Raw genomic sequence first — 22,627 nt, 5'->3', positions numbered from 1 at the left:
GCGCCCCGACGGGGCTCAGGGTGCCCAAATACCGCGACGGCCCGGAGACTTCGTGTCTCCGGGCCGTCGTCCGGGGTGGGCGATACTGGGTTCGAACCAGTGACCTCTTCGGTGTGAACGAAGCGCTCTCCCACTGAGCTAATCGCCCGGCGCACCGCCAACATTACCGCACGTCGGCGGGGGCTCCTGACCATTTCCCGGTCGCTCGCCGGCCACGGTCACTGCCCGACGTTCCACGGCATCGCGAACCCGAACTTCCACACATAGACCGCGAGCAGCGCGGCGATGATCACCACTCCGATGCTCGTGAGAATGATGTTGCGCCGCCGCACCTTCGGGTCCAGCGCCTTCTTGGCCGCCTCGGTGACCTTCCGCTTGGTCCACCGCAGCACCAGCTGGGCCCAAACGAATTCGGTCGCCCAGATCGCCATTCCGGCAAAGATCACCAGCCAGCCGGGTCCCGGCAGCGGCAGCATGATCACTCCGACGACCACCACCGCGAGGCCGACCAGGAAGACTCCGACCTGCCAGCTCAGATGCAGCGGCCGGGAGCGTTTGATGAAGTGCGGCGCCCGCGAACCGAGCGGTTGCTCGGCCGGCCCGGCACTCCCCTCGGTGCTTTCCGGCCCCCCGTCACTCTCCGCATTCATAAGGCCCAACTTACCGGACGTGATCCCTCCGCCGGAATTACCGCCGAGGACGATCCCGCAATCCGCCGTAAGAGGTACGTGAAGCCACCCAAAACCGTCAGAGGGGTTTACAACGGCACCGTAGGTGGCATGTCGATTTCGCCGACGTGCGAATCCCCGAGCGCACACTGAGCGAAAGGCCCTGGCGCTTATGAACACCACGGTCAGCTGCGAGCTGCACCTGCGCCTCGTTGTGTCGAGCGAGTCCTCACTGCCTGTACCCGCGGGCCTGCGGTATGACACGGCCGATCCCTATGCCGTGCATGCCACCTTCCACACCGGAGCCGAGGAGACCGTCGAGTGGGTTTTCGCCCGCGACCTCCTCGCCGAGGGCCTGCACCGGCCCACAGGCACCGGAGACGTCCGTGTATGGCCGTCCCGGAGCCACGGTCAGGGTGTTGTCTGCATCGCCCTGAGCTCCCCGGAAGGCGAAGCCCTGCTGGAAGCCCCGGCACGGGCTCTCGAATCCTTCCTCAAGAGGACCGACGCCGCCGTACCACCCGGTACGGAACACCGGCATTTCGATCTCGACACCGAGCTCTCCCACATCCTGGCGGAGAGCTGAGACGCACTACAGCCACCCACCGCAACCACCCGCTCACACTTGCGACCGTCCGACTCGGGGAGACGGCGCAGGACCGACAAGTTCATACGGCACACTTCGGCGCCGTCGCCGCGGACCCACCGCGGAGACGGCGCCGAGGCTTGTTCCAGGCGCTAGAGTCGGCGACCATTCGGCAACGACACCGGGGGCGGCGCCCGCCCGCTCCCCACTCGGCCAGGGAGCGGAACCGTGCTGATCACCCATGACACCCGGTGCTCGCTCGACGCGGTCGTCGATCTGCTCAACACCGCTCCGGAGGGCGAGGCGCCCGGAGCACCGGACAGCCTGACCGGTCTCGCGGCGCTCGAAGAGTTCGTGCTGCGCAACAACATCAGCGATGTCGGCGTCCTCGGGGAGGCCGATCTGGCGGCCGTACGAGACCTCCGCGCAGGGCTCGCCCAGGTCTTCGCGGCCGAAGACGACCGCGACGCCGCCAAGCTGCTCAATGCGCTGGTCGCCTCGGCCGGCACCACCCCGCAGCTGACCGATCACGACGGCTACAACTGGCATGTCCACTACTTCGCGCCGGGCGCCTCGGTCGCCGAGCACCTGGCCGCCGACGGCGGGATGGCGCTGGCCTTCATCGTCGTCGCCGGGGAGCGCGAGCGGCTGCGGCACTGCGAGGCACCGGACTGCCGGCATGCCTTCGTCGACCTCTCCCGTAACCGCTCCCGCCGCTACTGCGACAGCCGCACCTGCGGCAACCGTCTGCATGTCGCGGCGTACCGGGCCCGGCAGCGGGATGCGGCGAGCTGAGGGACAGCGCGACGGGCCGACGGCGCGTCGGCCGGCACCGGCGGCTCACAGGATGTAGAGGTCGTGTACGGCGCCGAGAAGGAGCAGAAAGCCGATGATGCCGAGGAAGAGCATCAGCGGTGGCTGGGACAGCGCGAAAAGACAGCCGCGCGTTTCGGGGGCCGGGGCGTCCTCCCGGGCCAGGGCGCACTCATCGTTCATCTCGCGCGCATCATGGCGCAGATGATCGTCTTCCTGCTCCCAATATCCGCCTCAGCAGCGGTAGTTCATCAGATCCCGTGCTTTTTCAGGATCGCTTCGATGTCCGAGAAGTCATCCTTCGGTGCACCGCCCTTGGCCTTGGTCTTCGTCTTCGCAGCCGGCTGAGCCGCGCTCCGGCCGGCGGTGAGGGAGGGCGCCGAAGCCGCCGGCGCCACCACGTCGTGCCCGGCCGCCGCGGCGGCCTTGCGCTCCTTGCGGCCGCCTGTGCCGCCCCTGCGGCGCTCCGCCATCCTGCTGATCATGAACAGCAGTGCCGAGATGGCGAGCACGCCGAACCCGGCCCAGACCGTGGGCTTGAAGACGATGTTGGTGACCCAGTCGATGACGCCCGTCATCACCAGGCCGATGGGGATCAGGGAAAACGCCGCGATGCGGGTCGCGGCCAGGAACCGCTTGCGGTAAGCCGTCAGCGCGGCGATGCCCAGGCCCGCCGCCGACACCGCGGCACAGACGGTCGAGGTCAGCATCCGGTCCTCCTGCCGGTGGATGGTCGAGCGCGCAGGGCGTTCCGCGCAGTGCTCGATGTGCTCCCCTCCATCCTGCCCTGTCCGGCCCGCGAACGGACATGTTCCGGTCCGGCCTCAGGGACATCTCGGGGTCAGCGTCCTCCGAAGGTGCCGGTTCGGGCTCCGGTGTACGGGCTGGGAGACTGGCCCCATGAACGACGCCACCGCCTCCGGCCCCGCCCGTCCCCCGCGCCCCGTCCTCGACGTGTGGTGCGAGCTGCAGTGTCCGGACTGCCATGCCGCCCTGGACGATCTGCGGGCGCTGCGCGAGCACTACGGCGACCGCCTGGACATCCAGCTGCGTCACTTCCCCCTGGAGAAGCACAAGCACGCGTACGTCGCGGCCCAGGCCGCCGAGGAGGCCACCGAACAGGGCCGGGGCTGGCCCTACATCGAGGCCGTACTGGGACGCACCGACGAGCTGGCCAAGGGCGGCGAGAAGCTGCTGCTGAGGGTGGCCGGGGAGCTGGGGCTGGACGCCGAGGAGATGGACACCGCGCTGATCGACGGGCGGCATCTGCTGATCGTCGACGCGGACCAGGCGGAGGGCAAGGCGATCGGCGTGACCGGCACCCCGACGTATGTGATCGGCGGCGAGCGGCTGGACGGCGGCAAGAGCCAGGAGGGGCTGCGCGCCCGGATCGAGGAGATCGCCGACCGGCTGCTGGCCGAGCAGGCCTGAGTTACCGGGGCCGAACAGGCCTGAGCCACCGCCCCCCGGCCGCGGGCTACAGGATGCGCTTCCCCAGCTCGTACGCGGTGGGCCGGTAGCCCAGCGAACCGTAGAGCCCGAGCGCCGGTGCGTTGTCCGCGTACACATTGAGCCGCAGCACCGGCCGGCCCGCCGCCAGGCACACCCGCTCGGCGACGAGCATCAGCGTGCGGCCATGGCCCCGGCCGCGGTGCTCGGGGTGCACCGCCACATCGACGACATAGCCGCCGGGATGTCCGGGGATCTCCACCGCGACCCAGAGCGTGCCGACGTCCACCCCGTGGTGGGAAAGAATCCGCAGGGCGTGGCCAGGCGTCGCCGCGCCGTCCGGCAGCATCGCGGCATGCCCGTCGTACGACGCCCGCTCGGCCCGCTCCCGGGGCACGCCCAGGCCCGTCTGCACCCGGGTGTGCTCGGCGAGCGCCGCCTCGCGCCAGGCCGGGTACTCCGCCGCGCTCATCCGGCGTTCATGGCTGCCTTCGGGGAGCTCAGGCGGGGTGTCCAGGGCCTTGGCCATCTTGCGGCTGCGCTCGGTGTAGCCCAGGGCCGCGGCCAGGCGTACGGCGGGCTCGGCGTCGGAGGGGACGGTCACCTCGATCTGTTTGCAGCCCCAGCCGCGCAGCACTTCCTCGGCGGCGAGGGCGGCGACGGTGGCGCGGCCGCGGTGCCGGTCCGGCCGGTCGATGTCCAGCGCCTCGATCCGGCCGGCGACCGGCCCGAAGCGGGCATCGGTGGTCAGCCGGATCCCGCCGACGCGGCGGCTGTTGACACAGACGTCGTACGAACGGGCCCGGCGCCCGTCGTCATGGCGTTCTTCCGCTCCCGCGGGGCGCAGCGTAGTGGTCACGGGGACTTCCTACCCTGCCGCGCGGGCCGGTCACCACAGGCGCATCACCGGGGATCGAAGTCCGCGGCCGCCTGCTCGTCGAAGATCCGCATGGCCGCCGCCGTCACCGGGCCCGGCCCGTCGGCCAGTTGGCGGCCGTCGATACGGGTCACGGCCTGGACGTCGCGCAGCGTGGAGGTCAGGAAGATCTCCTCGGCCCGCTCCAGGACGTCCAGCGGCAGATCGGTCTCCTTGGCTCCCGCCCAGGTGGCCGTCAGGGCACGGGTGATGCCGGCCAGACAGCCGGAGTGCAGCGGCGGGGTGTGCAGTTCGCCGTTCAGGACGACGAAGACATTGGAGCCGGTGCCCTCGCACAGCGCGCCCACGCTGTTGGCGAACAGCGCCTCGGAGGCGCCCAGTTCACGGGCGCGGGCGAGCGCGACGACGTTCTCGCCGTACGAGGTGGTCTTCAGCCCGCTGAGCGCACCGCGCTCGTTACGCGTCCAGGGGACGGTGACGGCGGCGGTGGCGTCGGGGCGGCGGTGGGCCTCGGAGGCCGCGATGACCAGCGTCGTGCCCTTGTCGCCGCGCTCCGAGCCGAGCGGGGAGACGCCGCCGGTGTAGGTGATCCGCAGCCGGCCGAGCGCCATCGGGTTGGCGTCCAGGACGGCCACGCAGCCGCGCCGCACCTCGTCGAGATCGGGTTCGGGCAGGCCGAGCCCGCGGGCGGAGGTGGCCAGGCGCTCCAGGTGGCGGGTGAGGGCGAAGGCGCGTCCGCGGTCGGCCTTGACGGTCTCGAAGACCCCGTCGCCGACCGTCAGCCCATGGTCGAAGACCGAGACGCGGGCGCCGTCGGCGTCCGTCAGCGTCCCGTCGAGCCAGATCTTCATCGTCGCTTTCCTCCACTCACTTCGTGCACACCCGACGCTACCGCGAGCAGCCGGCTCGCCTTCAGCTCGGTCTCGGCCCACTCCCGCTCCGGGTCGGAGTCCCAGATGATCCCCGCCCCGGCGCCGAACCTCAGCACCGGTCCGCCGGGCGCGACGCGGTCGATCCAGAACGTACGGATGCCGACATTGAGCTCGCCGGTGCGGCGGTCCGCGTCGACCCAGCCGATGCCGCCGCAGTACGGGCCGCGGGGCGCGGTCTCCAGCTCATCGATGATCCGCAGCGCGCTGGATTTGGGGGCGCCGGTGATCGAGCCGGGCGGGAATGTGGCGTCCAGCAGATCCGCCCAGGCCGTCCGCTCGTGCGCCTCGGCCAGTTCGCCGCGGACCGTGGAGACGAGGTGGACGAGGCCGGGGTGCGGTTCGACGGCGCACAGTGCCGGGACGCTCACCGTGCCGGTGGCACAGACCCGGCCGAGATCGTTGCGCACCAGGTCCACGATCATCACGTTCTCCGCCCGGTCCTTCTCGGAGAGGTCCTCCGCCGTCCTGCCGGTCCCCTTGATGGGCCCTGACTCGACCGTACGGCCGTCGCGCCGCAGAAACAGCTCCGGCGAGGCGGTGGCGACCTCGACGCCATGGGCGGGCAGCCGGATCGTGCCCGCGTACGGGGCGGGGTTGCCACGGGCCAGCACCGCGGACAGCGCGTCGACATCGCTGTGGGCGGGGTCGGGCAGCGGCGCGGACAGCACCCGGCAGAGGTTCACCTGGTAGACCGTGCCCGCGGCGATGTGTTCACGCACTCGCCGCACGCCGGCGGTATAGGCGTCGCGGTCCATGCTGCTGCGCCAGTGGCCGTGCGCGGGGCCGCGCCAGTCGCCCGGGGCGGGCTCGTCGGCGGCGGTGGCGGGGCGTACGTCGCCGAAGCGGGCACAGACCATGTCCCCTTCGAAGCCGGCGACCACGGCCCACCAGCCCGTGGAGTCCAGGGCGGCGGGATCCGTGGTGACATCGCGCAGGTCGGTGGCTATCAGGCCGCCGAAGCGGGCCATGGGAGGGAAGTCGCGCACGTCAGTGAGTCTATGGCGGGGGCCCGACGGCCGCCTCGGCCGAGCGTGCAGCGCAGCACGCTGCACAAACGCGTTTTTGTACTGGCCCCGGAATCCGCTAGAGTTCAACACGTCGCCGGGACGCGGAAGCGCCCCGGAGGCCAAGTAGCTCCCGGACGTAGTCTGGGAGAGACACCTGCGGACGTAGCTCAGTTGGTAGAGCACCACCTTGCCAAGGTGGATGTCGCGAGTTCGAGTCTCGTCGTCCGCTCGATGTGGGGGATCTTCCCGAACCCCCTCACTCCTGGTGGAGTGGCCGAGAGGCGAGGCAACGGCCTGCAAAGCCGTCTACACGGGTTCAAATCCCGTCTCCACCTCCAAGGACGATTAGCTCAGCGGGAGAGCGCTTCCCTGACACGGAAGAGGTCACTGGTTCAATCCCAGTATCGTCCACTGGCCCGGCTTCACCGGGCACCCGCGCGATTAGCTCAGCGGGAGAGCGCTTCCCTGACACGGAAGAGGTCACTGGTTCAATCCCAGTATCGCGCACGCAGCACTCCGCGGCTCCTGGGCCGTGGTCCCGAGGACGATTAGCTCAGCGGGAGAGCGCTTCCCTGACACGGAAGAGGTCACTGGTTCAATCCCAGTATCGTCCACATGAGCCGAAGGGCCGGAGCGATCGCTCCGGCCCTTCGGCGTTGTTCCGGCGGTCCTTGTGGGGGCCTTGTTCAGGAAGAGAACAGCATGTGGCCGAAGCTGCGGTGATGGCCGTGGTGTCCGTGATGGCCGTGATGACCTTGGTGCGGGGCGCCCCAGGCGGGGGCCGCGGGGTAGGCCTGCGGGGCGGGCGGCGGCGGGGCCTGCTGCATCCACTGGGACTCGAGGCGGCTCAGCGACTCCAGCTCGCCGTAGTCCAGGAAGATCCCCCGGCAGCCGGCGCACTGCTCGATCTGGACGCCATTGCGGTTGTACGTATGCATCGGCGCATGGCACTTGGGGCACTGCATCGTCGGCTCAGCTCCTGTCATTGGCTGCGGCTCACTGCGGCACCGCCGGAACGGCCTCCCGGCGATGCGGTGTTCACCCTACGACGGGCGCGGCGGGCGCCAACTGGTCCGGCAGGGAAGTCATCCGGGCACAGGCATCTATGACCGCGGTCTCGATCTCGTCCAGGGGGCGGGAGGCGGTGGCGGCCTTGGCGACGGCGAGTGCGGCGGTCTGTACGGCCAGGGCGCGGGCGGGAACCTCCAGGGCGGGCCAGGGATCGCCGTCGGGGCGTACCGCGCGGCCGCCGGCGGCACGGTAGGCGGCCAGGAAACGGGACCAGATGTCCGGGGCGAGCAGGCCGGTGGCGAACCAGGCGGCGGGGCGGGCCAGGTCCCAGGCGCCGTCGCCCAGGCCCAGGTCGTCGATGTCTATCAGGAGCCAGCGGCCGTCGGTGGCCGGATGGCGGACGAGCTGGCCGAGGTGCAGGTCGCCGTGGCAGAGGAGGTCCGTACGGGGCGGCGGCGCGGCGGCGCGGGCCCAGGGCGGGAGCAGGGTCCAGGCGCGTTCGACGGCGGCGGCGGCCGAGGCGAGCGGCGCGGCGTGGGTGCCGGGGGCGAGCGCGGTGCGCAGGCGGGTCAGGGCTCGGGCGGCCTTCGCGGGGCCGCGCATCGGCGGGAGGGGGCCGGGAAGTTGGCGTACGTCCACGGCGTGCAGTCGCGCGAGCAGGCGCGCGGCGTCCTCCCAGGGGGCGGCGTCCGGGTCGTCGGGCGGGACGGGGCTGCCGTAGGGCCAGCGGGTCAGGGCGCGGCCGTCGTCGGCGAGGGTGAGGAAGCCGTCGGGGGCGGTGACGGGGAGCGGGGGCAGCAGGGTGCCGTGCAGGAGGGGGTGCGCGGCGATACGGAGCCGGGTGGCCAGGTCGTGCGGGTCGCAGTCGGGGGCGTGGGCCTTGGCAACGGTGCAGCCGCTGCGGACGACGGTGCCGTCGGGGCGGTCCGCCAGCACTTCGGGGGCGGTCCGGGAGGGCGGGCCGGGCGTCGCGGACAGGGTGGCGAGGCGGCGCAGCAACGGTGTGGTGGTGGTCATGATGCCCCCGAGTCCTGCGAGCGGTGCCGGGCGGGCCGGTGGTACGCGTCGTGCGGCCGGACCGTGGACGGCCCGGCCTGGGATCGTACGCGCGGCGCGGGCTCTGCGGGCGGCGGCCGCCGGGAAAAGCTCGATGGCCGGGCATCTCCCCAGATGCCCGGCCATTCGTGCCGTCCGCCGCACCCCCGTCCCCACGGGGTTTTGGCCGGAGGTCCCCCGTCCCGGGCCGCTCTCCCGGGACCGGGGCGCCGCTCAGCGCCCCAGCATTCCGGCCACGGACGACGCCTGTGTGACGACGGCTTCCCAGCCGCCGAAGACCACGGACAGGAGTATCGCCAGCGGCACCACCATGGCCACGGCCACCAGCGGATGGCGGGTTCCGGAGGACTGCCGGCCGCCGAGCGCCGAGGCGACGCGGCGCCCCTGTGCCCGAAGGGCCGTCCGCCCTGAGGTGTCCGCCATCGCACCGCTCCTGTCGTGTGGGAGCGGCGGGCGTCTGACCTCGGGGGACGAGTGCTGGCACCCGCCGCTTGGAGACAACAGTAGGCAAGCCGCGGGCGCCGGACGTCATGCCGTCGTACCGATTCCGTGGCCTCCAGGAGGATGACGGCACAGTGCCCGACGTACTCCCCTGGGTGGAGAGTCCGGGTCTAGGACCTGGGGACATCCCCGAGGGGGCGCTCGGATTCCTCGGCCCGCGCCACCGGATGTTCGACGAGCGCCACCACCCTGTTGGCCATGAACCGGGCCGTACGCACCACCGATCCTCCCCGGGTGACTTCGCTCACTTCGACCACTCCTCTGCGCACCGCCGTCTCCACCCTGCGTCCCGCTCTGCTCGCCACCACGTCATACGCCCTGGTCGTGTCTCCGGCATCCACGACTATCTCGACCCGATCACCTTTCATCGCGTCAAACCCCCTTCTGTGACGGATCATTGAGATCTCGCACGGGAAGTCGGGCCGCACGGCGGCCGGTTCCGTCCCGCTCTTGAAGGATCCCACCCGCCACTGACAATCCGGTTGCCGACGCATGCGCGGCCTCTCAGCACAGCGAGCCGTCAATCCGTAAGCTGTGCCACGTCAGACGGTTGGCAGCGGAGTGGGGCCTCCCCCACCGCAGGTAGGGGACGACGGACATGGCGATGATGCGGCTCCGACGCGAGGACCCGCGTGTCGTCGGGACGTTCCGGCTGCACCGCCGGCTCGGCGCGGGCGGGATGGGCGTGGTCTATCTCGGCTCGGACAAGCGCGGGCAGCGGGTGGCGCTGAAGGTGATCCGGCCGGATCTGGCGGAGGATCAGGAGTTCCGTTCGCGGTTCGCCCGCGAGGTGTCGGCGGCCCGGCGGATCCGCGGCGGCTGTACGGCCCGGCTGGTGGCGGCCGATCTGGATGCGGACCGCCCCTGGTTCGCCACGCAGTACGTCCCCGGCCCCTCACTGCACGACAAGGTCAATGAAGAAGGGCCGCTGTCTCCCGCACAGGTCGCCTCCGTCGGCGCCGCGCTGTCGGAGGGGCTGCTCGCCGTCCATGACGCGGGCGTGGTGCACCGCGATCTGAAGCCGTCCAACATCCTGCTGTCGCCCAAGGGCCCGCGGATCATCGACTTCGGTATCGCCTGGGCGACCGGTGCCAGCACGCTGACGCATGTCGGTACGGCCGTCGGCTCGCCGGGCTTCCTGGCGCCGGAGCAGGTGCGCGGCGCCGCGGTGACCCCCGCGACCGACATCTTCGCGCTGGGCGCCACCCTCGCGTACGCCTGCACCGCGGACTCGCCCTTCGGCCAGGGCAGTTCGGAGGTCATGCTCTACCGCGTGGTGCACGAGGAGGCCCACCTGGCCGGGGTGCCGGACGCGCTGGCGCCGCTGCTGGCGACCTGTCTCGCCAAGGACCCGGCGGACCGCCCGAGCACGCTGTCGCTGTCGCTGCGGCTCAAGGAGATCGCGGCCCGTGAGGCGCACGGTCTGTCGGGCGATCCCGCGGAGAGCGGGGCGGGTTGGGGGCATCCGGAGCACCGCCCGTCGGGGCGGCCCACGGGGCAGCGGGCCGAGGAGTACGCGCGGCAGCGCACCGAGCGGGGGACGGCGGGTACGCCCACGCCGCGTCCGCACGCCTCCCGGCCTCCGGCCCCGCGCGAGGCGACCTCCCGGTCGTCCGGCTCGGCCGCGGCTTCCGGCACGAATCCGCGGACCGGCGGGCGCGGTACGGGCCGGGTCCCGGCGGCGCGGCCCGCGGGACGAAACGGTTCGCGTACCCCGGTCCGTACGGCATCGGGCGGCCGCCGCCCCGGTCCCGACCGCCGGCTGCTGCGGCAGCGGGTCATCGTGTTCGTGGTGGTGACGCTGCTGGTGGCGCTCGGTATCGCGGCGGCGCAGGGCTGCCAGGGCCCGGCCCGCGGGCTGAGCGTGGGGCGGACGGTGCCGGTCGCCCCGTACGGGAGCGGTTACGCGCCTTAAGGCCGGTTAGGCACCTTCGGGGCGGTTGCGCACCCTAGGGGGTGGGCGAACAGATCCCGTAGGGGATGCGAGCGCCCCCTTCGGGGCCTCAACGGGGCGGGGGCCGGGTGGTATTCCCGCGGGGCTCACCGGATTTCCATGGCGCACCGCGTGATCGGCACGGCGCCGCCGAGACGGCGCATGGACGAGACGCCACCTCGGCGACGCACGGGCAAGGCGCCGCGTAGGCGGTGCGCAGGCGAAGGCGTCGCCTAGGCGGGACGGCCGGTGGCGACCGCGTAGAAGGCGACCGCGGCGGCCGCTCCGACGTTCAGCGAGTCCACACCGTGCGCCATCGGGATACGGACCCATTCGTCGGCGGCCCGCAGGGCGCCCGTCGTCAGGCCGTCGCCCTCCGCACCGAGCATCAGGGCCGCCCGTTCCAGGGTGTGCGGGGCGGCCTCGTCGATGGCGGTGGCCTTGTCGGACGGGGTCAGCGCGAGCAGTTTGAAGCCCGCTTCCCGTACGGCCGCCAGGTCCCGGGGCCAGCTCTCCAGACGGGCGTACGGGACGGAGAACACCGCGCCCATGGAGACCTTCACCGATCGGCGGTAGAGCGGGTCCGCGCAGTCCGGGGAGAGCAGTACCGCGTCCATGCCCAGTGCCGCGGCACTGCGGAAGATCGCGCCGATGTTGGTGTGGTCGTTGACGGCTTCCATGACCACGATGCGGCGGGTGGTGCGGAGCAGTTCGGTGGCGTCGGGCAGCGGTTTGCGCTGCATGGAGGCGAGCGCGCCGCGGTGCACGTGATAGCCCGTCACCCGCTCGGCGAGGTCCGGGGTGACGGCGTAGACCGGGGCCGGGACCTCGTCGATGACATCGCGCATGACGTCGACCCACTTGGCCGAGAGCAGCATGGAGCGCATCTCGTACCCGGCGTGCTTGGCGCGCCGGATGACCTTCTCGCCCTCGGCGATGAAGAGCCCTTCGGCGGGCTCGCGCCGGCGCCGCAGCTCTACGTCGGTGAGGCCGGTGTAGTCGCGCAGCCGCGGGTCGTCCGGGTCATCGACGGTGATGATTTCTGCCACGGGGAGATCGTGCCTTGTCGGTGTCGAGGTGCCAAGGGTGGGGAGGGGCTCGGTTACCTGGGGGTAGCGGGGGTGGCGGACGGTCCTACGGTGACGACGTCGCCGACGACGATGACCGCGGGGGGACGGACGCCCTCGGCCCGTACGGTTTCGCCCAGGGTCGCCAGGGTGGCGTCGACGCGGCGCTGGGTGGCGGTGGTGCCTTCCTGGATGACGGCCGCGGGGGTGTCGGCGGCGCGGCCGTGCTCGATGAGCTTGGCGGCGATGGCTCCGCTGTTCTCCACGCCCATCAGGACGACGAGGGTGCCGCGCAGCTTGGCGAGCGCGGGCCAGTCGACCAGCGAACGCTCGTCGTCGGGGGCGACATGGCCGCTGACGACGGTGAATTCATGGGCGACGCCCCGGTGGGTGACGGGGATGCCGGCGGCGCCGGGGACGGAGATGGTGCTGGAGATGCCGGGGACGACCGTGCAGGGGATGCCGGCCTCGGCGAGCGCCTGGGCCTCTTCCATGCCGCGGCCGAAGACGAACGGGTCGCCGCCCTTGAGGCGGACCACGGCCTTGCCGGCCTTGGCGTGCTCGATCAGGGCGTTGTTGATCGCTTCCTGGGCCATGAAGCGGCCGTAGGGGATCTTCGCAGCGTCGATGACCTCGACATGCGGCGGGAGCTCGGCGAGCAGGTCTCGGGGGCCGAGCCGGTCGGCGATGACGACGTCCGCCTCGGCGAGCAGGCGGCGGCCGCGGACGGTGATCAGGTCGGGGTCGCCGGGTCCGCCGCCCACCAGGGCCACGCCCGGGGTGTGCGGGCGGCGGTGGTGCGGGGCGGCGAGGCTGCCGTCGCGCAGGCCCTCGACGATGGCGTCGCGTACGGCGGCTGAGCGGCGCGGGTCCTGGCCGGTGAGGACGGCGACGGTGACGCCCTCGCTGCGGCCGGTGGCCGGGGTCCAGGCGGTGGCGGCCGCGGCGTCGTCGGAGCGTACGCACCACACCCGGCGGTTCTCGGCCTCCTGGGAGGCGGCGGCGTTGGCCTGCGGGTCGTCGGTGGAGATCAGCGCGTACCAGGCGTCGGCGAGGTCGCCGTCCTGATAGCGGCGGCGCTCCCAGCGGATCTCACCGGCATCGGCCATCGCCTCGACGGAAGGAGTGGCGGACGGGGAGATCAGCAGGACGTCGGCACCGGCGGCGACCAGCGAGGGGAGCCGGCGCTGGGCGACCTGCCCGGCTCCGAGGACGACCACGCGGCGGCCGGACAGCCGCAGTCCGACGGGGTAGGCGGCGTGTTCGGCGACAGGCTCAGCCATGGTGATACGGCTCCTTGTGCGGGTGGTGCGTCGGCGACGAGCTGCCGCTGCGGCTCTGGAGCGGCTGGGAGGAGGTACGGCCGGGGCACCTGGTGAGAGGTAGTGCCCCGGCCCACAGCCTATGGGGCTGCGGGCCGGGGGTCATGCGGGGGCTGCACGGCAGCCGGTCAGCTCTTCTCCGTCACTCCGGCGGAGTCGAAGGTGGCGACCTCGTGCATGGCGCGGGCGGCGCTCTGCACCACCGGGAGCGCGAGCAGCGCGCCGGTGCCTTCGCCCAGGCGCAGGTCCAGGTCGATCAGCGGGCGCAGGCCGAGCTTGGTCAGGGCCGCGACATGGCCGGGCTCCGCGCTGCGGTGGCCGGCGATGCAGGCGGCCAGCGCCTCGGGGGCGATGGCGCGGGCCACCAGGGCGGCGGCGCCGGCACTGACGCCGTCGAGGATGACCGGGGTACGCAGCGAGGCACCGCCGAGGATCAGGCCCACGAGGGCGGCGTGCTCCAGGCCGCCGACCGCGGCGAGGACGCCGATGGGGTCGGCCGGGTCGGGCTGGTGGAGTTCCAGGGCGCGGCGGACCACGTCGACCTTGCGGGCGTGTGTCTCGTCGTTGATTCCGGTGCCGCGGCCGGTGACCTCGACCGGGTCGGCGCCGGTGTAGACGGAGATCAGGGCGGCCGAGGTGGTGGTGTTGGCGATGCCCATCTCGCCCGTCAGCAGCGCCTTGTTGCCGGCCGCGACGAGGTCACGGGCGGTCTCGATGCCGACCTCTATGGCCTTGAACACGTCCTCCTGGCTCATCGCCGGGCCCGCGGTGAAGTCGGCGGTTCCGGGCCGCACCTTGCGCGGCAGCAGCCCCGGGGTGGCGGGGAGTTCGCCCGCCACGCCGACGTCCACGACGCACACCTCGGCGCCGACCTGGTTGGCGAAGGCGTTGCAGACCGCACCGCCGCCCAGGAAGTTGGCGACCATCTGGCCGGTGACCTCCTGAGGCCAGGGGGTCACGCCCTGGGCGTGCACGCCGTGGTCGCCCGCGAAGATCGCGACGGCGGCCGGCTCCGGGATCGGCGGCGGGCACTTGCGGGACAGGCCGCACAGCTGCGCGGAGATGATCTCCAGCATGCCCAGCGCCCCGGCGGGCTTGGTCATCCGCTTCTGGCGCTCCCAGGCCTCGCCGAGCGCCTTGGCGTCCAGCGGGCGGATGCCCTGCAGGGTTTCCTGGAGGAGGTCGTGCGGGCTCTCGCCGGGCAGCGCGCGGCGGCCGTAGGTCTCCTCGTGGACGACCCAGGAGAGCGGGCGGCGCTTGGACCAGCCGGCCTGCAGCAGCTCGGGCTCGTCGGGGAATTCGTCGACGTAACCGACGCACAGGTAGGCGACGACCTCGAGGTGGTCGGGCAGGCCCAGTTCGCGGACCATCTCCCGCTCGTCGAAGAAGCTGACCCAGCCGACGCCCAGGCCCTCGGCGCGGGCGGCGAGCCAGAGGTTCTCGACGGCGAGCGCGGAGGAGTACGGGGCCATCTGCGGCTGGGTGTGCCGGCCGAGGGTGTGCCGGCCGCCGCGGGTCGGGTCGGCGGTGACGACGATGTTCACCGGCGTCTCGAGGATCGCTTCGATCTTCAGTTCGCGGAACTGCTTCGCGCGGGCCTTGGGCAGCGACTTGGCATAGGCGTCGCGCTGCGCCGTCGCGAGCTGGTGCATCCGCTCGCGGGTCTCGTCGGAGCGGATGACGACGAAGTCCCAGGGCTGGGAGTGGCCGACGCTGGGGGCGGTGTGGGCCGCCTCCAGGACGCGCAGCAGCACGTCGTTGGGGATCGGGTCGCTGCGGAAGCCGTTGCGGATGTCGCGGCGTTCGCGCATCACGCGGTGGACGGCGGCGCGCTCGGAGTCGTCGTATCCGGCGGCGGGCGCGGTCTGCGGTACGGGGTCGGCGTGGGCAGCGGCTTCGCCGTCGGGTGCCTCGGGCGCGGCCTCGGGGCGGAGCCGGTCCGCGTCCTGGGGCTGCTCGTCCGCGTGGTCCTCGCCGAGCTGGACCAGTTCGGTGGCGTCCTGCTGGTGGGGGCGGTCCTCGGCGGCCACGGGCTCGTGCGGCCCGGCGTCCGCTGCTGCCGCCTCGGTCACTGCCCCGGGTGCGGCCTGGGCCGGGATGTGGACGGCGACGGGGTGCGGGTCGGCGGGCGCCGGCTCGGTGAGCTCGGGGGCTTCGGTCTGCGCGGGGGACTCCGTCGGCTCGGTGGGCTGCGGCGCTTCAGCTGTCGCGTCGGTCGCGGCGGCCTCGGCGGTCGCCGCAGCGTCGGGGGCCGGGGCGATCGCCTCGTCGCTGCCGGGCTGTATGGCCGGCTGCTCGGCCAGGGCCTCGGCGGGGGTCTCGACGGCGGCTTCGGCGGCGGCTTCGGCGGCGGCTTCGGGGTCCTGGGGCGCGGCCCGTTCGGCAGCCTGAGGCTCTTCGGTCTCGGCGGGCTGCGGGAGTTCGGCGGCCACCGGCTGCGCCTCGGGCCGCTCTATGACGGGCTCCTCCGAGGGCGTGCCGTGCTCCGCAGCGGGCAGGGCGACGGGGCCCTGCGGTGCGTCGACGGGCAGGGGGGCGGCGTCGGTCACAGGTGCCGCCTCGGGTTCGGGTCCGGGTGCCTCTGCGGGCTGGGGCTGTCCGGCGGGCTGGGGCTGTTCCACGGCCTGCGGCGCCTGGTCCGCGCCGACGGCGGCGTCCGCTTCGGGGACGGCCTCGGCTTCGGCTACGGCCTCGGCTTCGGCTACGGCTTCGACTGCGGTTGCGGCCTCGACTGCGGCTTCGGTTACCGCCTCGGTTTCGGCCTCCGCTTCGGCGGAAGCGGCCGGCTGAGCGGCCTCCGGGGTCTCGTCCGGCGCCTCCTGTGCGGCGGCCACGGCATCCGCCGCAACCCCGGCCGCACCACCGTGCTCGGCCTGATCCGCCTGCACCGCCTGCTCCACAACCTCCTGCGGCTGCTCGGCAGACGCCGCGGCCTGCCCGGCCTCCGGAGCGTCGGCCGTCTCTGCGCCGGGTGCCGGCACCTCGGCCGCCGGCACGTCGGCTACGGAACCGTCAGCTGCCGGAACCGCCTCGGCCGCGACGTCCTGCACCACGTCCTGCACCACGTCCGGTGCCGTCTCCTGGACGGCGGCGGCAGCGGCGACGGCTGCGGCGTCCACCTCGGCCGTCACGGCCTCCTGCTCCGCGACCGGCTCCGGCATCGGCTGCGCCGGCGGCTGTGCCGCGGGCAGCGGGGCCTCCTGCGGGGCGGGCTCGGCCGCCGGGGCGGCCGGCTGAGCGATCGGGGCCGCGGCCGCCTGGGCCGACGCCTCGTTCCACGGCGGCATCTGCGTCGGGATCTCGCCCAGCTGCGGACCGGGCAACGGGCCCTGGCCGGCGGCGCCGTACGACTGCTCGGCGTAGAGCTGGCCGTCGTAGGGCTGCGTGCCGTACGCCGGCATCGCGACGGGCTGCGGCACCTCTACAGGAGGCGCTCCGGCGGGCGGCTGGGCGGCGGTGGGCTGCGCGGCGTCCAGCGGCTGCTCACCGACGGAGGCCGCGGTGGCCGCGGGGACCTCGGCCGGTACGGGTGCCTCCGCCGGGGCGTCGAGGTACTCGGGGCCGGTGACCGCCGGTCCCGCATGGCGGCCGGAGGTCTGCGACGGCACGTCCGCGGGGCCGCGGTCGGCGAGGGAGCGGACCACGCCGCCGGTCGGGTCCGGGACAGGCGGGCCCATGTGCAGCGGACGGCGCGCGGGGGCGGCCTGCGCAGCCGCCTGCGCCCGCTCCTGCTGCGGCGTCGCGGGCTGCGGGATGCGCACGGCGCTGAGGTCGACCGCGCCGGAGTCCCGGCCGCCGCTCTCGTGGTCGCCGGCCTGCGCGGGCATCGGCTCCGTGCCGGGGTCTCCCTGCTGGGGCATCGGCTGCTGCTGCGGCGGCATCGGCTGTGCCTGCTGCTCGCTCCACGCGCCCTGGGCGCCCGGCATCAGCAGGAGATCGTCGTCCTCGACGGCGCCGTCGGCCGGTTCGAGGTAGGAGTACGCGTCGGCCTGCGGGGCGATGCCCTGCTGCAGCGTCGGCTGCTGCGTCGGTCCGGCGTCGGCAGGGGAGGGAACGGCCGCCGGCTGCGGCTGCCCGGGATGTCCGCCTGCGTTCTCCGGCTGTCCCTCGCCCGGGACCTGGCCGGTGTCGGTCATGCGTACCCCTCGCCCATTTGCTAGTGCTCCTTCCAACCGCTCGTGCGACGCGCTCGACCGGGACGCGCCGACGCCCCGATAGCTAGAACGAGCGAGCGCGCCGCGCGGCACGTCCGCCCCCTAGAGCTTTATTTTCCGCCAAAACCACGGCTTTTTCCGGATATTGGCGTACTAACCCGAACGCGGAACAGCGGCGCAACGATCCGCCAGCCTACCTTCCGCGAGTTGCCTTCCAGGTCATGGGTGAGGAACGCGATACCCACTGAGCAGAAAGACCACGGAACGTTCACGTTCGACCCAGGCGACGGTGTCCAGGTCAACGGACTGCAGGAGCGCGCACTCGACTTCGTAGCCGCCGTCGGCCAGCGCCCTGCCGAGCGACTCGGCCTCGTCGCGGGTGGCGGCGTGGGTGACGATCCGTTCGGGGCGGCGGTCCGCGCAGGCGGTGACGACGGCCGCTCCCCCGCCGCCGACCCGGACCACATCGGGCTCGGGGAGGTCTTCGAGGATCTGCGGCGCGCGGCCCTGGACGACCTGGAGTTGGACGCCGTGGCGGCGGGCGACGGCGGTGGTGCGCTCGCAGGCGTCCGGGTCGGCGTCCACGGCGATGACGGCCGCGCCGAACCGCGCGGCCTCCACCGCGGCCGCGCCGCTGCCCGTACCGATGTCCCAGACCAGGTCCCCCACCCGGGGCCCGAGGCGGGCCAGTTGGGCGGTGCGCAGCTGTACGGACTCGCCCTCGTCCAGGGCGCCGCCGTACGCGCCGTCGGGAAGTCCCCAGCCGCGCGGCCCGGTCGGGTGGCCGACCTCGTGGGCGGCGATCCAGCCGGTGCCCTGGGCGGCGGCGCCACCGGGTGAGCCGCCGATGACGATGACGACGTTGGGGTCGCGCCAGAGGTGGTCGGCGACCTTGTCGGATGTGAGGACTGTCACCCGCTCCCGGTCGGTGCCCAGGGCTTCGCAGATGACGAAGGTGCGGTGGACGCCGCCGAGCAGCAGGGCGAGTTCGGCGGGGCCGGCGCCCGGTGAGGTGAGGACGGCGACCTTGGTGTGGGCGCGGCAGACATTGACCGCGCGGCGCAGGTCGCGGCTGTGGGCGACCACGATCTGGGCGTCGTCCCAGGGCATACCGGCCCGTGCGAAGGCGGTCGCGACGGAGGAGACGGCGGGCACCACTTCCACCTCGAGGCCGTGCTCGGGGGCGCGGAGGGTGCGGACGACGCCGAAGAAGCCGGGGTCGCCGTCGGCGAGGACGACGGCGGTGCCGCGGTGCTGGGCGATGCGGCGGGCGGCCAGGGTCACGCTGCCGAGCCGGATCCGCTCGGCGTTCGGCGGGACTTCGGGCAGTGCGAGGTGGTGGGCGGCGCCAGCCACGAGCGTCGCGGCGCCGAGGGCGGAGCGGGCGGCGGCGGTCAGCGGGGAGCCGTCCCATCCGATCACCGTGACCCGGTCGGCCATGCTCGTCAGTCTCCTGGGGCTGCTGTGGGTACGCGGGCGGGCGGCAGAGGTGCCGGGGTGTGGCGTGTTCCGGCGGTGTGGTCCTCGCTGGTGGCGAGGGGGTGCGGCAGGCCGAGAGTACCTCGGCCCGGGAGGCGGGGGCCTGGGTGCGGGGGTGGGGTCAGTTCCACTCGGGGTAGGCGAATCCGTTGGCGTCGGCCATCCGGCCGGGCAGCCCGTCGAGGTCCTCGGGCAGCAGGCTCCATACGATCAGATCCGTGCGGATGTCCGTCCAGCCGCCGTCTTCCGTGCGGCTGCGGGCTATACAGGCGTTGCGCAGCACTCCCTCGCTGATGCAGCCGACCTTCTGGGCGACCTGCTGGGAGGCGGTGTTGCCGGCGGCGGTACGCAGCTCCAGGCGTTCGAACTTCTGGTCCTGGAAGAGCCACTGGGCGGTGGCGAGCGCCGCTTCCGACGCGTAGCCCTCGCCGCGCGCCCACGAGGCGACGATGTACGAGATCTCGGTGGAGCGCACCCGCCAGTTGGTGTTGCCCAGCTGCACGACACCGACCAGGCGCTGGGTGAGGAACTCGGTGACGGCGAAGTCGATGCCGCGTCCCGCGGTGTGCTCGGCCGGCGCGTATTCGGCGACCCAGGTGCGGGCGGCGGCCTCGGTGTAGGGCTGGGGCAGCGCGGTCCAGGCGGCGACCAGCTCGTCGTTCATCATCTCGGTCAGGGCGGGGATGTCGTCCTCGTCGAGGGGGCGCAGCACCAACCGTTCCGTGCTGATGGAGATGTCCGGAAAGGTGGATGTCATGCCGCTGCTCCAACGCCGTTGGCCTGTGGTGCCCGGGGAGGTCACGGGCCGTTCTTCCGTGCGGTCACGGCCGTCTGGACCGTGTCGAGTGCACCAGCATGCAGCATCTGCCTGGGAATGTGCCACGCACCTGGGCCCCGGCCGCATGCTGCGCGGATCCGGGGCCCGGTCGTACTGCGTGCGGACGGCCGCCTTCCGGTGACCTGCGCACAAGGAGGCGCGTCAGCTCTTGGCGGGGCCGAAGGCGGGGATGACGGAGCCGTCCGTGTACTTGTCCTGGATGAACTTCTTGACCTCGGGGGAGTTCAGGAGCTTGGCGAGCTTCTTGATCCGCGGGTCGTTCTCGTTGCCCTTCTTGACGGCGAGGAAGTTGGCGTAGGGGTTGTCCTTCGCCTTCTCCAGGGCCAGCGCGTCCTTGGAGGGCTTGAGGTGTGCGCCGATGGCGAAGTTGCCGTTGATGATCGCGGCGTCGACGTCGTCGATGCGCGGCGCGGTCTGGGCGGCCTCCAGCTCGGTGATCTTGATGCCCTTGGCGTCCTTGACGTCGGTGAGCTTGGCCTCGGCGCCGACGCCGGGCTTGAGGGTGATCACGCCGTTGTCGGCGAGCAGCTTGAGCGCACGGCCCTCGTTGGAGGGGTCGTTGGGGACCGAGACGGTGCTGCCGGACTTGAGGTCCGAGAGCTTGTGGATCTTCTTGGAGTAGACGCCGAGCGGCTCGATGAGCACGTTCTGGACGGGCACGATGTGGGTGCCGTTCTCCTTGTTGAAGGTGTCCAGGAACGGCTTGTGCTGGAAGAAGTTGGCGTCGACCTGGCCGTCGTCGGTGACCTTGTTGGGGATCTTGTAGTCGTTGAACGGCTTGACGACCAGCTTGAGCCCGGCCTTGGCCGCCAGCTTGTTCTTGACGAAGTCGAGGATGGTGCCGTGCGGGGTGGGGCTCGCGGCGACGACGAGCGGGGCGTTCTTGTCGCCCTTGTCGCTGCTGGCGGTGGTGTCGGAGGGGGCCGAGCAGGCGCCGGCGCCGAGGGCGATGGCGGAGGCGGCGGCTATGGCCGCGGTGATCTTGACGGTGTTGCGCACGAAGAGTGCCTCTTTCTTGTTCACGTTCACGCGCCGGTGGCGCGTGGGTGGTTCGCCCGGCAAAGGGTCCGGGCTCGTGGGGTGGTGCGGGTGGGGCGAGTGGTCCGGTTGGTCAGGCGGCGTCGGTCGTGGCGACGGCCGCCTCGTCCACCGTGGTCCGCGGGCGGCGCAGGCCGACCCGCAGGGAGGAGGCGCGGGTGCCACGTCCGGCGAGCCGGCGGACGACCAGGTCGCCGAGCAGCTGGGCGAGCGTGACCAGGACGATCAGCTCGACGACGGTGGTGATCATCAGCGACGTCTCGTACTGCTGGTAGCCGTAGGTGTAGGCGAGGTTGCCCAGGCCGCCGCCGCCGACCGCGCCGGCGATCGCCGAGTAGCCGATCAGGGTGATGACGGTGGTGGTGACGGCCGCGATCAGGGCGGGCAGCGCCTGCGGCAGCAGCACCTTGAAGACGATGGTCCAGGTGCCGCCGCCCATGGCCTGGGCGGCCTCCACCAGGCCGTGGTCGACCTCACGCAGCGCGGCCTCCACCAGCCGGGCGAAGAACGGGATCGCGGCGATGGCGAGGGGGACCACCGCGCCGGTCGGGCCGATGGAGACGCCGACGATGAGCCGGGTGAAGGGGATCAGCACGACGATCAGGATCAGGAACGGGAAGGACCGTCCGATGTTCACGATCGCGCCGAGAACCTTGTTCACGACGGCGTTCTGCAGCAGGGCGCCGCGCTCGGTCAGATGCAGCAGTACGCCGGCGGGTATGCCGAAGAGCACCGCGTAGAACGTCGACCACCACACCATGAAGAGGGTGTCGAGCGTGTTGTCGTAGAGCAGCGGCTGCATCTCGTTCCAGCTCACTTGGCACCTTCCTTCTGGAGCGGGGCGGCGGGCGCCGGGATCGCCGCGTCGGGGGCGGCGACGTCGGCGACGTCCACCTGGAGGCCCTGCTCGCGCAGGAAGCCGATGGGCACGACGTTCTCCTCGAAGCGGCCGGGCAGCTCGATGCGCATCCGGCCGATCTGCTTGCCGCCGACGGTGTCCATGGCGGCGCCGAGGATGGAGATGTCGACGTTGTACGTACGGGCCAGCTCGGAGATCACCGGGCGGGTGGCGGCCGAACCGTGGAAGGTGATGTCGACGACGGTGTGGTCCTCACCCGAGGGCTCGCCGCCGACCGGGAACAGCTCGCGGGCCAGCTCGGAGCCGGGGGTGGCGAGCAGTTCGGCGACGGTGCCCTGCTCGACGACGCGGCCGTTCTTCATCAGCGCGGCGGAGTCGCAGATCGTCTTGACGACGTCCATCTCGTGCGTGATGAGCACGATGGTCAGGCCCAGCTGGCGGTTGAGGTCGCGCAGCAGCTGGAGGATGGAGCGGGTGGTCTCCGGGTCCAGGGCGCTGGTGGCCTCGTCGGAGAGCAGCACCTTGGGGTCGCCGGCCAGCGCGCGGGCGATGCCGACGCGCTGCTTCTGGCCGCCGGAGAGCTGGGCGGGGTAGGCCTGGGCCTTGTCGGCGAGGCCGACCAGGTCCAGCAGCTCCAGGGCCTTGCGCGAGCGCTCGCGGCGGTCGGTCTTGAGGATCTCCAGGGGCAGCTCGACGTTGTCCTGGACGGTGCGCGAGGACAGCAGGTTGAAGTGCTGGAAGACCATGCCGATGTGGCTGCGGGCGGCCCGCAGCTCGGCGTTGGCGCGCCGGCCGCGCCCGGCGAGCGCGGTGAGGTCCTGGCCGGCGACGGTGACCGTGCCGGAGGTGGGGCGCTCCAGGAGGTTGAGGCAGCGGATCAGGGTGGATTTACCGGCGCCGCTCTGGCCGATGACGCCGTACACCTCGCCCTCGCGGACGTGGAGATCGACGCCGTCCAGGGCGGTGACTTCGCGGTCTCCTGAGCGGTAGACCTTGGTCAGGCCCGTTGTGGTGATCACAGGGAATTCCGTCACTGT

General features: G+C 72.4%; 22 protein-coding genes and 6 tRNA genes. 9 read left to right on the top strand and 19 right to left on the bottom strand.

Going from position 1 to position 22,627, the window contains the following annotated elements; all coding sequences use genetic code 11:
* Window positions 1-76: 76 nt before the first annotated feature.
* Both ACZ4S3_RS16860 and ACZ4S3_RS16855 read right to left on the bottom strand, forming a co-directional pair.
* Window positions 77-148, bottom strand: a tRNA-Val gene (locus ACZ4S3_RS16860).
* A gap of 70 nt (window positions 149-218) precedes the next feature.
* Window positions 219-650 carry a TIGR02611 family protein gene (locus tag ACZ4S3_RS16855; RefSeq protein ID WP_467933768.1) on the bottom strand — a complete coding sequence of 144 codons (432 nt, stop codon included), beginning with the start codon at window positions 648-650 and terminating at the stop codon, window positions 219-221.
* Window positions 651-840: 190 nt separating this feature from the next.
* Between ACZ4S3_RS16855 and ACZ4S3_RS16850 the strand changes: the two genes are divergently transcribed.
* Entirely contained in the window at window positions 841-1,254 is a 414-nt protein-coding gene (locus ACZ4S3_RS16850) for an SsgA family sporulation/cell division regulator (RefSeq protein WP_003959770.1), read from the top strand.
* A gap of 228 nt (window positions 1,255-1,482) precedes the next feature.
* Window positions 1,483-2,049 (top strand): CGNR zinc finger domain-containing protein, encoded by a 567-nt coding sequence (locus tag ACZ4S3_RS16845; RefSeq protein WP_467933763.1) that lies wholly within the window; start codon window positions 1,483-1,485, stop codon window positions 2,047-2,049.
* 45 nt (window positions 2,050-2,094) lie between these two features.
* Here the strand turns inward: ACZ4S3_RS16845 and ACZ4S3_RS16840 are convergent, their stop codons facing one another.
* A complete protein-coding gene (locus ACZ4S3_RS16840; protein ID WP_362712668.1) occupies window positions 2,095-2,250 on the bottom strand; it encodes a hypothetical protein in 156 nt (51 codons plus the stop codon).
* Between the two features lie 68 nt (window positions 2,251-2,318).
* A complete protein-coding gene (locus ACZ4S3_RS16835; RefSeq protein WP_467933757.1) occupies window positions 2,319-2,777 on the bottom strand; it encodes a hypothetical protein in 459 nt (152 codons plus the stop codon).
* A gap of 190 nt (window positions 2,778-2,967) precedes the next feature.
* Between ACZ4S3_RS16835 and ACZ4S3_RS16830 the strand changes: the two genes are divergently transcribed.
* Window positions 2,968-3,498 carry a DsbA family protein gene (locus tag ACZ4S3_RS16830; RefSeq protein ID WP_467933752.1) on the top strand — a complete coding sequence of 177 codons (531 nt, stop codon included), beginning with the start codon at window positions 2,968-2,970 and terminating at the stop codon, window positions 3,496-3,498.
* 46 nt (window positions 3,499-3,544) lie between these two features.
* On the opposite strand, the gene ACZ4S3_RS16825 is transcribed toward ACZ4S3_RS16830, so the two are convergent.
* Genes ACZ4S3_RS16825 through ACZ4S3_RS16815 form a run of 3 tightly spaced genes read right to left on the bottom strand, consistent with a single transcriptional unit; the run spans window position 3,545 to window position 6,311 of the window.
* On the bottom strand, window positions 3,545-4,375 hold the full coding sequence (locus ACZ4S3_RS16825; RefSeq protein WP_467933747.1) for a GNAT family N-acetyltransferase: 831 nt from the start codon (window positions 4,373-4,375) through the stop codon (window positions 3,545-3,547).
* 44 nt (window positions 4,376-4,419) lie between these two features.
* Window positions 4,420-5,244, bottom strand: a complete 825-nt coding sequence (locus ACZ4S3_RS16820) for an aminotransferase class IV (RefSeq protein ID WP_467933743.1) — start codon at window positions 5,242-5,244, stop codon at window positions 4,420-4,422.
* Window positions 5,241-6,311 (bottom strand): chorismate-binding protein, encoded by a 1,071-nt coding sequence (locus ACZ4S3_RS16815; protein WP_467933739.1) that lies wholly within the window; start codon window positions 6,309-6,311, stop codon window positions 5,241-5,243. Before ACZ4S3_RS16815 ends, ACZ4S3_RS16820 begins: the two co-directional genes overlap by 4 nt.
* 177 nt (window positions 6,312-6,488) lie before the next feature.
* Here ACZ4S3_RS16815 and ACZ4S3_RS16810 point away from each other — a divergent pair.
* The 5 genes from ACZ4S3_RS16810 (at window position 6,489) to ACZ4S3_RS16790 (ending at window position 6,946) form a co-directional block, all read left to right on the top strand.
* Window positions 6,489-6,561: transfer RNA gene (locus ACZ4S3_RS16810), tRNA-Gly, on the top strand.
* Window positions 6,562-6,596: 35 nt separating this feature from the next.
* Window positions 6,597-6,670 (top strand) — tRNA-Cys (locus tag ACZ4S3_RS16805).
* Window position 6,671: 1 nt separating this feature from the next.
* Window positions 6,672-6,743: transfer RNA gene (locus ACZ4S3_RS16800), tRNA-Val, on the top strand.
* 24 nt (window positions 6,744-6,767) lie between these two features.
* Window positions 6,768-6,839, top strand: a tRNA-Val gene (locus ACZ4S3_RS16795).
* A 35-nt stretch (window positions 6,840-6,874) separates the two neighbouring features.
* Window positions 6,875-6,946: transfer RNA gene (locus ACZ4S3_RS16790), tRNA-Val, on the top strand.
* A gap of 72 nt (window positions 6,947-7,018) precedes the next feature.
* Here the strand turns inward: ACZ4S3_RS16790 and ACZ4S3_RS16785 are convergent.
* The 4 genes from ACZ4S3_RS16785 to ACZ4S3_RS16770 all read right to left on the bottom strand — a co-directional run bounded on the left by ACZ4S3_RS16785 (window position 7,019) and on the right by ACZ4S3_RS16770 (window position 9,268).
* Complete coding sequence (locus ACZ4S3_RS16785; RefSeq protein ID WP_467933736.1) at window positions 7,019-7,297, bottom strand: TFIIB-type zinc ribbon-containing protein; 279 nt, start codon at window positions 7,295-7,297, stop codon at window positions 7,019-7,021.
* Between the two features lie 73 nt (window positions 7,298-7,370).
* Window positions 7,371-8,360, bottom strand: coding sequence for a phosphotransferase (locus tag ACZ4S3_RS16780; RefSeq protein ID WP_467933733.1), 990 nt, complete (start codon window positions 8,358-8,360; stop codon window positions 7,371-7,373).
* 252 nt (window positions 8,361-8,612) lie between these two features.
* On the bottom strand, window positions 8,613-8,822 hold the full coding sequence (locus ACZ4S3_RS16775) for a hypothetical protein (RefSeq protein ID WP_467933729.1): 210 nt from the start codon (window positions 8,820-8,822) through the stop codon (window positions 8,613-8,615).
* A 188-nt stretch (window positions 8,823-9,010) separates the two neighbouring features.
* Entirely contained in the window at window positions 9,011-9,268 is a 258-nt protein-coding gene (locus ACZ4S3_RS16770; protein ID WP_467933725.1) for a hypothetical protein, read from the bottom strand.
* A gap of 230 nt (window positions 9,269-9,498) precedes the next feature.
* On the opposite strand from ACZ4S3_RS16770, the gene ACZ4S3_RS16765 reads away from it, so the two are divergent.
* On the top strand, window positions 9,499-10,815 hold the full coding sequence (locus ACZ4S3_RS16765; protein WP_467933721.1) for a serine/threonine-protein kinase: 1,317 nt from the start codon (window positions 9,499-9,501) through the stop codon (window positions 10,813-10,815).
* 251 nt (window positions 10,816-11,066) lie between these two features.
* On the opposite strand, the gene ACZ4S3_RS16760 is transcribed toward ACZ4S3_RS16765, so the two are convergent.
* The 8 genes from ACZ4S3_RS16760 to ACZ4S3_RS16725 form a co-directional block, all read right to left on the bottom strand.
* Window positions 11,067-11,882 (bottom strand): TrmH family RNA methyltransferase, encoded by an 816-nt coding sequence (locus tag ACZ4S3_RS16760; protein WP_467933716.1) that lies wholly within the window; start codon window positions 11,880-11,882, stop codon window positions 11,067-11,069.
* Window positions 11,883-11,935: 53 nt separating this feature from the next.
* On the bottom strand, window positions 11,936-13,183 hold the full coding sequence (cobA, locus tag ACZ4S3_RS16755; protein WP_467933714.1) for a uroporphyrinogen-III C-methyltransferase: 1,248 nt from the start codon (window positions 13,181-13,183) through the stop codon (window positions 11,936-11,938).
* Between the two features lie 167 nt (window positions 13,184-13,350).
* Window positions 13,351-17,358 carry a nicotinate-nucleotide--dimethylbenzimidazole phosphoribosyltransferase gene (gene cobT / locus ACZ4S3_RS16750; protein WP_467933709.1) on the bottom strand — a complete coding sequence of 1,336 codons (4,008 nt, stop codon included), beginning with the start codon at window positions 17,356-17,358 and terminating at the stop codon, window positions 13,351-13,353.
* A gap of 237 nt (window positions 17,359-17,595) precedes the next feature.
* The gene (cbiE, locus tag ACZ4S3_RS16745; protein ID WP_467933705.1) at window positions 17,596-18,816 is read right to left on the bottom strand and encodes a precorrin-6y C5,15-methyltransferase (decarboxylating) subunit CbiE; all 1,221 of its coding nucleotides are present in this window, start codon (window positions 18,814-18,816) and stop codon (window positions 17,596-17,598) included.
* Between the two features lie 160 nt (window positions 18,817-18,976).
* Window positions 18,977-19,612: a GNAT family N-acetyltransferase gene (locus tag ACZ4S3_RS16740; RefSeq protein ID WP_467933701.1), complete on the bottom strand. Its 636-nt coding sequence runs from the start codon at window positions 19,610-19,612 to the stop codon at window positions 18,977-18,979.
* Window positions 19,613-19,834: 222 nt separating this feature from the next.
* Window positions 19,835-20,716, bottom strand: a complete 882-nt coding sequence (locus ACZ4S3_RS16735) for a MetQ/NlpA family ABC transporter substrate-binding protein (protein WP_467933697.1) — start codon at window positions 20,714-20,716, stop codon at window positions 19,835-19,837.
* A gap of 88 nt (window positions 20,717-20,804) precedes the next feature.
* Window positions 20,805-21,548: a methionine ABC transporter permease gene (locus ACZ4S3_RS16730; RefSeq protein ID WP_467933694.1), complete on the bottom strand. Its 744-nt coding sequence runs from the start codon at window positions 21,546-21,548 to the stop codon at window positions 20,805-20,807.
* On the bottom strand, window positions 21,545-22,609 hold the full coding sequence (locus ACZ4S3_RS16725; RefSeq protein ID WP_467933692.1) for a methionine ABC transporter ATP-binding protein: 1,065 nt from the start codon (window positions 22,607-22,609) through the stop codon (window positions 21,545-21,547). The genes ACZ4S3_RS16730 and ACZ4S3_RS16725 overlap by 4 nt, the downstream gene beginning before the upstream one ends.
* Window positions 22,610-22,627 lie beyond the last annotated feature (18 nt).

The organism is Streptomyces sp. NPDC028368 (genome assembly GCF_055565615.1).
This window is presented reverse-complemented; position numbering and strand designations above follow the sequence as displayed.